This is a genomic window from Pseudomonadota bacterium (assembly GCA_036141575.1).
In the GTDB taxonomy this organism is placed as follows: domain Bacteria; phylum Pseudomonadota; class Alphaproteobacteria; order UBA2136; family JAPKEQ01; genus JAPKEQ01.
This window is the reverse complement of record JAYZXF010000004.1, coordinates 1-10526: the sequence shown is the minus strand read 5'-3', so window position 1 is coordinate 10526 and position 10526 is coordinate 1. Positions and strand designations below refer to the sequence as shown.

General features: G+C 44.4%; 14 protein-coding genes. 4 read left to right on the top strand and 10 right to left on the bottom strand.

The window, feature by feature from the left end:
- Positions 1-251: 251 nt before the first annotated feature.
- The gene (locus VX730_02830) at positions 252-854 is read left to right on the top strand and encodes a hypothetical protein (protein MEC9291314.1); all 603 of its coding nucleotides are present in this window, start codon (positions 252-254) and stop codon (positions 852-854) included.
- A 49-nt stretch (positions 855-903) separates the two neighbouring features.
- On the opposite strand, the gene VX730_02825 is transcribed toward VX730_02830, so the two are convergent.
- The 7 genes from VX730_02825 to VX730_02795 all read right to left on the bottom strand — a co-directional run bounded on the left by VX730_02825 (position 904) and on the right by VX730_02795 (position 6363).
- On the bottom strand, positions 904-1587 hold the full coding sequence (locus VX730_02825) for a hypothetical protein (GenBank protein MEC9291313.1): 684 nt from the start codon (positions 1585-1587) through the stop codon (positions 904-906).
- A 123-nt stretch (positions 1588-1710) separates the two neighbouring features.
- The gene (gene rpsO, locus VX730_02820; protein MEC9291312.1) at positions 1711-1980 is read right to left on the bottom strand and encodes a 30S ribosomal protein S15; all 270 of its coding nucleotides are present in this window, start codon (positions 1978-1980) and stop codon (positions 1711-1713) included.
- 26 nt (positions 1981-2006) lie between these two features.
- Entirely contained in the window at positions 2007-2918 is a 912-nt protein-coding gene (gene truB, locus VX730_02815; protein MEC9291311.1) for a tRNA pseudouridine(55) synthase TruB, read from the bottom strand.
- Positions 2912-3352: a lactoylglutathione lyase gene (gloA, locus tag VX730_02810; GenBank protein MEC9291310.1), complete on the bottom strand. Its 441-nt coding sequence runs from the start codon at positions 3350-3352 to the stop codon at positions 2912-2914. The genes truB and gloA overlap by 7 nt, the downstream gene beginning before the upstream one ends.
- Positions 3353-3632: 280 nt before the next feature.
- Positions 3633-4349: a hypothetical protein gene (locus VX730_02805; protein MEC9291309.1), complete on the bottom strand. Its 717-nt coding sequence runs from the start codon at positions 4347-4349 to the stop codon at positions 3633-3635.
- A 13-nt stretch (positions 4350-4362) separates the two neighbouring features.
- On the bottom strand, positions 4363-5874 hold the full coding sequence (locus tag VX730_02800) for a M48 family metalloprotease (protein MEC9291308.1): 1512 nt from the start codon (positions 5872-5874) through the stop codon (positions 4363-4365).
- 15 nt (positions 5875-5889) lie between these two features.
- The gene (locus VX730_02795) at positions 5890-6363 is read right to left on the bottom strand and encodes a hypothetical protein (GenBank protein MEC9291307.1); all 474 of its coding nucleotides are present in this window, start codon (positions 6361-6363) and stop codon (positions 5890-5892) included.
- 121 nt (positions 6364-6484) lie between these two features.
- Here VX730_02795 and VX730_02790 point away from each other — a divergent pair, with 121 nt between their 5' ends.
- The gene (locus VX730_02790; GenBank protein ID MEC9291306.1) at positions 6485-8191 is read left to right on the top strand and encodes an FAD-binding protein; all 1707 of its coding nucleotides are present in this window, start codon (positions 6485-6487) and stop codon (positions 8189-8191) included.
- Between the two features lie 28 nt (positions 8192-8219).
- Complete coding sequence (locus VX730_02785) at positions 8220-8672, top strand: hypothetical protein (GenBank protein MEC9291305.1); 453 nt, start codon at positions 8220-8222, stop codon at positions 8670-8672.
- Positions 8673-8726: 54 nt separating this feature from the next.
- On the opposite strand, the gene VX730_02780 is transcribed toward VX730_02785, so the two are convergent.
- The 3 genes from VX730_02780 to VX730_02770 all read right to left on the bottom strand — a co-directional run bounded on the left by VX730_02780 (position 8727) and on the right by VX730_02770 (position 10016).
- A complete protein-coding gene (locus tag VX730_02780; protein MEC9291304.1) occupies positions 8727-9098 on the bottom strand; it encodes a hypothetical protein in 372 nt (123 codons plus the stop codon).
- Between the two features lie 30 nt (positions 9099-9128).
- Positions 9129-9395: a hypothetical protein gene (locus VX730_02775; protein ID MEC9291303.1), complete on the bottom strand. Its 267-nt coding sequence runs from the start codon at positions 9393-9395 to the stop codon at positions 9129-9131.
- A 126-nt stretch (positions 9396-9521) separates the two neighbouring features.
- Positions 9522-10016, bottom strand: coding sequence for an NUDIX domain-containing protein (locus tag VX730_02770; protein ID MEC9291302.1), 495 nt, complete (start codon positions 10014-10016; stop codon positions 9522-9524).
- Between the two features lie 110 nt (positions 10017-10126).
- On the opposite strand from VX730_02770, the gene sfsA reads away from it, so the two are divergent.
- Positions 10127-10526, top strand: a 400-nt coding sequence (sfsA, locus tag VX730_02765; GenBank protein MEC9291301.1) for a DNA/RNA nuclease SfsA, incomplete at its 3' end; no start/stop codon positions are given.

Here is a 10526-nt window from a genome sequence, read left to right as displayed (position 1 = left end):
GATCAAACCTATAGCGGTGATAGTGGCGGAGGCATTTTCAATTGTGCAGGTGAACTTTCTGGCATTCATTTTGGTAACCAAGCCCATATTGGCAAACCAAGAAATAGCTTTGGCGTACATATCAGTGCCGTTAAGCGCATCCTTAAAGAACACAACATCCCTCTTGCCAACTAAGCTTTGACTTTTCCTTTGTGAGCCTCTATTTTAGGGAATAACACAACCTTTCCGTTCACTTTTAAAGGAGACCTTTCATGGTTCCTAGCATTCCTTCTTTCTGGACAACGACGCAAACAAATCGCGCCGACCTGTACAGCATGACCATTATTGGTCAAGCTCTGCACACCGAAACTGGTGAAAGCTACTATGTGGCTCAACTTATGTTCAAAGCGCATATTGTTGTTCTCATCACTCAAAAACAGCTGGAAGAAAACGGCTATACGCAAATTGATGCCACACGCAAAAACCCCAATACGCGCGCAATGGACACCATGCCTGCCCCTCCTGGTATTTTCCGCCATTACAAGCAGGAAACTGCAAAGGGTGAAAAAATGCTCTACGAGGTTTACGGCACAGCCTTCTTGTATGAAGACAAAGCCCGTGAAAATCCTCTGGTTCTCTACAGTCCGCTGTATGGTGAACATGAAGGCAAGCTGGCAGTTCGTCCGTACTACACACCTGTTGAGGTTTACAATACACGCAACAAAAACCCGGAAGCAGAAGCCCCTTATGGCTTTTTTGATTGGGTACAACGCCGTGACAATGATAGAGGCTATATTGGCCCGCGTTTCACATACGCACGACCAATGAAAAGCAGCATGCACCCGCTGCTGTACAAGCCCTATATCAAAAGTTAATCGATAACAAAAAAGCCCCCGCAACGCGGGGGCTTTTCACATCTTTATACTAGAAGTTTGTACATGTCATCGTTGTCCAAACCAGTGAATTATGATTACACGCTGGGATAATTGCCCAGTGCGGTGTAAATGTTGTTCCTGGAGCAGGGTGGATACCATGCTTCCCTGGCACATCAATATAAGCCAGAAGGTTGTTATTACCACAACTGTTAAAACCTTTGGCGCCACCAGCTCCAGCTTTATGACGAGCAAAACCTTCTAGCCTGCAAAATTCATCCATTGTGTCTGGGTGAAAAGCAAGATGGTCAAAATGCTGAGTAATCCCAGTATTTGCCGCAATTGCTGCAGTAATATCAGCTGTGCCAGCAACACCTGCATGGTTATGCTTACTATAAACTCTTTCAATAAAGGAGCAGGTATCTACCTCTTGATGCCAGCTACCATCTCGACATTGGTCAAGCATAATACCAATTTGCCCAGGAGCACAACTCGAGGACCTCAGCTCACCATACTCTTCACCACTTGCACAAGGCTGAAACTGAGTTTCAAGAGTATTCAGCCTTACCTCAGCAGCCTGAATGCGACTATCTGTTGCAGCCCTATAACTTTCCATCATGTTTTTAAGTGACGTCACTTGCCTGCTAACACCTTCAGATGCCTTACTAGACTGTGCATATGCACCATGCACACATACAACTGAACACAACATTAGAAATAAAATTTTAAGTTTCATACCCTTTACCCTCTTTCAATAAAGCTTAGCTTCTTATAGAGAGCTACAATAACGCCTCTTTGTGCACTTACTATAGCATATAAAAAGCCCCCGCAGTGCGGGGGCTTTTTTAATAAGCTTGGATTACTTACGTAGACCAAGAGCTTTAATTACTTCAACGTAGCGCGTTTCGTCTTTCTTACGTAGGTACGCAAGAAGAGAACGACGCTGGTTAACAAGGCGGATAAGACCACGACGTGAGTGGTTATCTTGCTTGTTTGTTTTGAAGTGCTCTGTGAGGTTACGGATACGATCCGTTAGAATTGCAACCTGAACTTCAGTTTTACCGCTGTTCTGCTCGCTGCCACCAAACTGTTTTACAAGTTCAGCTGTTCTTTCAGTAGTAATAGACATGCTATTTATTCCTATGCTTCAGTATCTTATATATTAAAATTGCGGATGACCTTCACAAGCCCGCCCTCTTCTACTTGTACAAGCGAGGTGGTTGGCCCGTTTGGGGTTCTTACACGCATCATGCCTGGTTTCAGGTGAATGCGGGTAAAAGTTCCGCCTGCTTTGAGGCGCATCGCCTCCTCTGGAGAGGCGCGATACACCGGGATACCGTCCAGTGTTGCGTCTACCGCCAGAAGCAGATGGCGCGGATAATGGCCGCTGGCGGCCTCTTTGTCAAGTACTTCCTGTGTAAGTGCCTGATTTAATCCAATCTCTCCTACGAGAGTTCTCCTTAAATGGGTCACATGACCGTAACATTCAAGGGCTCTGCCCATATCTCTTGCAAGTGAGCGTACATATGTCCCCTTACTTACAGATACATGAAAACGTGTTTTTTCTGGTGTATGCTCTACCACATCAAGGCTATATACATGCACATCACGGGCTTTGAGCTCTAATCCGCCGCCTTTACGGGCTTCTTTATACGCTACTTTTCCATCCACTTTAATGGCACTAAACTGTGGAGGCACCTGTTGAATATCCCCAACAAACTGCGGAAGAATATTCATAATATCTTGCTGCGTCGGGCGCTTATCAGATGTATTTGTCTTTTCTCCTTCAAGATCATCTGTTGAGGTTTCACTGCCCCATGTCACATCAAACTCATAAGACTTATCCTCAACAATCATGTAAGGCATAGTCTTTGTCGCCTCACCAAGCGCAATAGGAAGAACACCCGTTGCAAGCGGGTCTAGCGTCCCGCCATGGCCAGCCTTCTTGGCATTCATGATGCGTTTCATATAACCAACAGCCTGTGTAGACGTCATCCCCAGTGGTTTATCAAAAAAGATCCACCCGTTAACTTCATCACGGCCTTTTTTAGGATTTGGGTCTACCATGTACCAATGTTCTCCATGCTTGCCCAAGGCTCCTGAGGAGCAAGCTTTTCTCCTTTTTGCAGAAGCTCAATTGAAATACCATCTGGTGACTTAATGAATGCCATCCACCCGTCACGTGGCGGACGATTAATGGTTACGCCGTGTTTTTGCAGGTGCTCACAAAATTCATAAATATTATCCACCTCATAAGCAAGGTGGCCAAAATTACGGCCGCCCTCATAGGCTTCATCATCCCAGTTATAAGTCAGCTCAATCACAGGTGCCTTTTCTACTCTCGCACGCTCTTCATCACCTGGTGCCGCAAGAAAGATCAATGAGAAACGTCCCTTCTCATAATCATCATGACGGATTTTGACAAGGCCTAATACCTCTGTGTAAAACTTCAATGATTCTTCTAGGTTACGCACGCGCACCATTGTGTGTAAAAATCTCATATCACATACCTTATTCCTGTTGGCTCAAGTTCTATATAACAAAAACACTACCTGCTTGCATAAGAATTTTTAGAGGGTTATCTTAATCTTAGGAGAGGATGATGCATCCGCACGTGAAAAAAGCACTCCAGTAGCCCTTTATTACGAGTGTGCTCGAAAGACCCGCAGCTTATAAGAATAATAAGTGGTTGAAGCTCTAGAGAAGGATCCTCTCCTTATCTTTTTACAGAATTCTTAATCAAGGCTTTATCGCTATGATCACCTATATGCATAAATTGTATTATGCAGCATCCTCTTCTGTATTAGACATATCTTCAATTTGTTTAGCCTGCTCAGGAACGGATAATGATTTTTGTTTTTTAGTGACACCTTTAAAAATAAGCTCACGAAACTTTTCAAGCTTTTTAACAACAGGCTCGATATCACCAGCACATTCAGAAACGGTACTAGTAAAGTCTTTTGCACGGTCAAATAGCATATCTAATGTAGTTCTATCTCTATCGATTTCTGACTGTAAAGAAGCCATTTTTATATAAATAGCTTCCCTCTTATTTTGACTATCAACTTTTTGCTCAACAATACCCCTTATCGTATTAAGCAAAGTTCCAATTTCTTTTTTATAGTTTTCACCAATATAAACAAATGAAGCGGTTGGCAAAAAACCCTGTCTTTTTACCCTTAAACCAAACCTTGTTACCAAATAATTAATTTTGGACTCAAACTCCCCAAAACTAACTTCAAAATTATCACCATATTCATTCAATATATTAGGAAGATCTAAATCCATTCCATATTCATCAACAAATGCAAGAATCGCTGCTACATATTGCTTTTCATGCACATAGCCATTTGAATAGTCTACACTTGTTCTTTCCCAAGGAATTTGAACACTATCTAGCCGATCTAACATCTCTTTTCGCATGGCTTTTTGATACATACAAAAAGCTTCTTCTAAGTTATCAGGCAACTTGCTTAAATCAAAACTTTCCCCAATCATCTAATATCTCCCTTTATAAAACTCTCAATTTTGCGTTTGGATCCACCACCATCTTCACCTTCTGACCAGGTTGAACACCTTCGCCTTTATGGAGACCATTGAGTAGCCTAAACCATTCTTCGTGATACACATCAAATGGCAGCTCACGCGCAAGAGTCTTTACGCTCTCTCCTGAACGTACGGTACGGATATCAATACGCAAACTATCAATTAGTTTGCTTTGCCCCGGCGTCAGTGTGCGCATTGAGTTAACCATCATACTGGTTGCAGCTTGAATACTTTTATCAATTGAAGCGCCACCACTTCTAACCATCGCAATAATAAGCGCTGCTTTACCTGTTTGCTGATGCGTGCCAAGTGCAGCCACATAATGCACAGCCTTACCACCAGAAACACCTTCTGCTGTTGCCACTTGCAGAGGCGCATTCTTAATGACTTTTACATTTTTAGCGCCAGAAAGAACTTCTTTCATAGCAGTCTGAATGTTCGTATTGGTTGTAATCTCTTCAACAACCTTTACGTCTAGCACTGCTTTTTTGTATGGATCAATTGCGAGAGGCATACCATCCATTCCATTGACAAGAAACTGTCTCGGGATATCAAAGCGCACACCGTACACAGGGTTTAGATAGCGGTGCTTGCTCACGACGCCGTCTTCAATCTTAGGACCAAAAGCAAGGCCATCAATCATACGAAGGTAACGGTCTTGGTTATTACTGGCTCTTGGGTTCTGACCTGCTGTTGCAGCAGCCCTATTAATACGTGTCATATCATCAGGGTGACTTGCCAGAGCACGGTGGAACATTCCCTTAGAACGGTTTTCTCCGACACTTGCCATAATGTTTTCATTTAACTTACCGTACGCATCAAACATACGGAAGACATCACTCGCCTCAAAGGCTGGGTAGCCAAGCTTAGACATATAACGTACACCTAGCATATCGGCTTCAAGCTCTTGAGCGCGACTAAAGTGTGCCATACCAAATGGAATTGCAAATGACGCGGCCGTCATTGCCCCTCTTGTAAGATCATCACTATCAGTCTGTTCTGCTAGGACATGTGAAGCAATGAGAAACGCTCCTGTTGTAAGGAGTTGTCTTGAGTGGCTACGTACATGGTGTTTCCCTGTCACGTGACCAACCTCATGCCCCAGTACAAAGACCATTTCAGCTTCATTTTGGAAGAACGGCAAAATACCACGAGACACCATGACATAACCGGGTACCGCAAAGGCATTCATAATTGGGTCATCTAATAACTCTGCTTGAAATGGCTTATCAGAACGCTCACCTACGGCAGCAATCTTTGCTACATTATCTCTAATATAAGCGGTCAATTCAGGCTTACCTGTATAAGCACCACCAAATTCTTGTACTGATTTTTTGGCCACGTCACGGCCCATAGAAAACTCTTGCTGCTCACTCATAAGAGAAAGCATTGTACCACCTGTTGCTGGATTTTCCTGAATACCGCAAGCTGCCAAAGTCACGGCTAGGCTAAGTGCCCCATACTGTCTGATTTTCATCCGACAACCCTTCGTCTATTTTCCTAAAACGTATCTTGAAATTTCAGTCATGTCGCAGTTCATCGCGTCTGCAATAGTTGCAATAGCGCTTACCTCTGCAAATAGGGCAGCATTCTTAACTTGATCTCTTGCAGATTTTTTTCTGAGAAGACGCTTTACAGCATTCACATGGTTTTCACACTGCACACGACCGCCACCAACTTCGCCACCAAATACTTCTGCAACAATCGAGGCATCAGACTGCCCTTTACCGTTACAGTCTGCACGCGCTTTTTCTGCAGCACCACGAACCAGTTGCTCAATACGGTCTGTACTATAAAGGCCATACCCATCTGTATCATACCCAATTGGGCGTCCTAAATACGCTTCAAACGGATTAGGTTGGCGCTCTACGCCTACACGCTTTTTCACTGTCGTTCGGTCTTGGGCCTGTGCCCCTGCAACTGCGCAGATCATCACGCCCATACATAGGTAAGCAAATTTCTTCATGACACTTACTATACTGCACCGACACGTTTAAACAAAGAAAGAAAACCATGCTTGAGACTGTTCATAAACACGTGTAAGATACACCCCATAAAAATTATAAAAACAAGAAGGCATATATCCTATGCATAAGCATGACATGTTGATTGTCGGCGCTGGCCTTGCTGGTCTTCGCGCGGCATTTGAAGGTATTACAGCTGGGCTCAGCGTAGCCGTTATCACTAAGGTCCACCCACTTCGCTCTCACTCTTGCGCCGCTCAAGGTGGTGTAAACGCAGCGATTAACAAGAACGATAACTGGGAAGACCACGCCTACGATACTGTGAAAGGATCAGACTACCTTGGTGACCAAGATTCTATCGACATCATGTGTAAAGAAGCCCCTCAAGCTGTCCTTGACCTTGACGACATGGGCTGCCCATTCTCTCGTGAAGATGATGGCTCAATTGCGCAGCGTGCTTTTGGTGGCGCAAGCTTCCCACGTACAGCTTACGCAGCTGACCGTACAGGCCACGCTATGCTTCACACCCTTTGGGAGCAATCTATTAAAAACGGTGTTCAGGTTTTTGACGAATACCACCTTCTTGAAATTACAGTTGATAAGAAAAGCGGCCGCGCATCTGGCGCTATCGCCATGAACATTGCCACAGGTAAGATTGAGCAGTTTGCTTCTAAGTCTATCCTGATTGCAACAGGTGGTTACGGCCGTTTGTTCCACTCAAACACAAACGCCATGATCAACACAGGTGACGGTATTGCGCTAGCTATGAAAGCAGGTGCGCCAGCAGCTGACCTTGAGTTTGTACAGTTCCACCCAACAGGCCTAAAGTCATCAGGTATCCTGATTAGTGAAGGTGTACGTGGTGAAGGTGCTTACCTGATTGGTAAAGATGGTAAACGCTTCATGCAGAAGTACGCACCAAACAAACTTGAGCTTGCCTCTCGCGACGTAGTATCGCGCTCTGAAATGATGGAAATCATGAACGGTAACGGTGAAGACGGTGCTATCTTCCTTGATGTTCGCCACCTAGGTCGTGAGCTAATTCTTGAACGTCTTCCACAGATTCGCCAGCTTTCAATTGACTTTGAAGGCGTTGATCCAATTGACGCGCCAATTCCTGTTAAGCCAACATGTCACTACACAATGGGTGGTATCCGCACAGATAAGCTTGGTATGAGTAACTACCTACCGGGCCTATTTGCAGCCGGTGAAGCCGCTTGCGTAAGCGTGCACGGTGCCAACCGACTCGGTGCGAACTCTCTTCTAGAGGGGATCGTATTTGGTAAGGTGACAGGTAAAGAAATGGTGCGCTACATGAAAGAAGAAGGTAAGGAACAACCAGCCACAGATACAGCTGACCTTGCCAACGTACAGCGCGACGTAGCAACGCTTAAAGCACGCCCTAAAGATGGTGGCGTACGTGCTCACGACATCCGTGAGAAGCTTACAAAAGATCTTGATATGTACTGCAACGTATTCCGTGAGGAGAAAACCCTTCTTAAGGCACGCGCATCTGTAGAAAAAGCGAAGAAAGACTTCGAAAAAGTTTACGTAGACGATAAAGCTGATGAGTTCAACACAGACCTCCTCACAACAATCGAACTTGGTAACCTGATTATCCTTGCCGAAGGGACTGTTGAAAGTGCCATTGCACGTAAAGAATCTCGCGGTGCCCACACACGTGAAGAGTTCCCTGACCGTGATGATGAAAACTGGATGAAGCACTCTATTGCAAGCTGGAACCATAACAAAAATGGTATTGAGCTTGATTACGAAGAAGTACGCCAAACAGGTAACCCGAAATACGCCCCTGCGGTACGTAGCTACTAAACATAAAATACAAGGAAAGGGCATCGCTATGCTTGATCAAATTAAAGAGTACAACAAATGCATCAGAGATCTTCTCTTTATGGTGCTCGAAACATTTAGTGGCGCTCTTGTGGCCGGTGCCCTTGCCATCGTATTTTTCGGTACATGGATGAGCACACCAGGCTTTATTGCTGGTTTCTTTGCTGCCATCGTTATGTCAGCGATTGCACTTGTTATCTTTGCATTTGCATTTGGTATCTTCTTCATGATGATGGATATCAAAACCAATACTGAGCGCACAGCCAACGCTATGGAAAAACTTGCAGGCATGACAGAAGTGGCAACAAAGGTAGAAGTTAAAGCTTCTGCTGAAAAGCCAACTGCAAAAAAAGCCCCTGCTAAAAAGGCAGCTCCTAAAACTGCTGCTAAGAAAACAACAGCAGCAAAAAAAGCTCCTGCTAAAAAAGCAGCTCCTAAAAAGACAACTGCGAAGAAGAAATAATTCTTTATCGCAAACAAAAAGCCCTCCACTTGCGGAGGGCTTTTTCTTTATCGATTAAAAGCCGTTAGACATAAAAGCACCCAACGCTGTTCCAAGAACAAAAGCAGAGGGCAAACCAATAGCAGAGGCGGCCCAACCCCATCCATGATGGGGTTTCACTTGGTTCCCAATAAACGGAACAAGCAAAAGGACAGGAATCCACCAGCCCCAAAACAATACAACAAAAATGAGAAATTCATCCCACCCATCTCGAGAGTTGATGGTTGCTATGGCCATGGCCATGCCTCCAAAGAGGCCAATTGCGGGCATCAGCCAATACCATGCTTTATGAGCATGTTTAAAGCTTGGGGAGTGGGGGCCTTTGCCCCAAATCAGCCAACCAGCACCAAGGCCAATGGCTGTAGCAATGACAAACAGAGTTAACATGAGATGTACTCCTAAAAAAAGATGAAGAGGTTAAAACATAAAGAAACCCATGCCGCCTAAATACAAAGCAGCAAGAGACGTGCTTCCTAGCATCACAACATACAAGCCAGGATGCTTTTTATGTCCATATACAATTGCAGTAATGATAGATACCCCAATGGCAATGGGGCCAATAAATGTATAGGTGAGCATAATCATGATATAAAACAATGCTTCACTATCAGCAAGGCCACCTATAAAGGCCAATAGAAACAAACATACTGGCAAAACCAGTATCAGAAGAGCAGAGTATCTCATTCTAAAGCTCCTAGAAAAGGATCAAAAGATATAAATTACAGCCACCTTAAAGGACTTATTTTCCCCCTGCAAGAAAAAGCTTTAAAAACAAAAGCCCCCACACAAGGTAGGGGCTTTTTCCGATTATTAAACCACGCGGGTTTCCCAGAAAGTAAAGGCTTGTTCATAGCCAGCTCTACGCATAGGATCAACAACAGGCACAATCTCCTCAGGTTTCACCCATTTGCTGGACGTGAATTCTTTATCCTGAGCACTCGTCACATCAATGCCGTCCTTGTTACCTGTATAACGGAAAAAGAACCACTGGTGGCAGGCGCCCTGCAAATGCGCGCACTCAGGCTTGCGCTTCAGCATGCGTTCTTTAAAGTCTGTAGGCCAGTCATAAGACGTCCAAAAATCAGAGGCACACAATAGTTCCAAATCATCTGGAAGAATTGAGGTCTCTTCAAACAGTTCACGCACAACAGCGTCGTAAGCATCTTCTCCCGGATCTACACCACCTTGCGGCAGCTGCCAAGAGCCGGGACTGTCAGAACGTTCTGCAACAAACACGTTGCCACTTTCATCAAACAATACAGCAATCGCACCCGGACGATATTTATTCAGGTCAGGCTTCTGCATAAGAGCTTTCCTTTCATCAAGTGAATAAAAACAGAACTAAGATATCAGAACTTGCCCCTTTATAGAGAATTTTTCTAGACCTTACAAGTAGGGCGCATTACATTACTCTCATGGAATTTGCATCAGAACTTAAAAAAGGCTCCTTCATTAAGCGCTATAAGCGCTTTTTTGTAGATGCTGAACTCGAAAACGGTGAAACCGTTGTTGCCCACTGCCCAAACACAGGCTCAATGAAAGGCCTTATTTTAGAGGGGGCACCAGTTTACCTCACACATAATGATGATCCGAAGCGTAAACTCAAATATACGTTTGAGATGATTGATACAGGCACAAGCCTTGTTGGCGTAAACACGTCTCTGCCAAACAAGATTGTAGAAGAAGGCGTAGAAAAAGACCTCATCCCAGCCCTAACTGGTTACACAAACATCAGACGAGAAGTTAAATATGGCGAGAACAGCCGTATTGACCTTCTGCTAGAAGCTGACAATAAGCCAAGCTGCTACGTTGAAG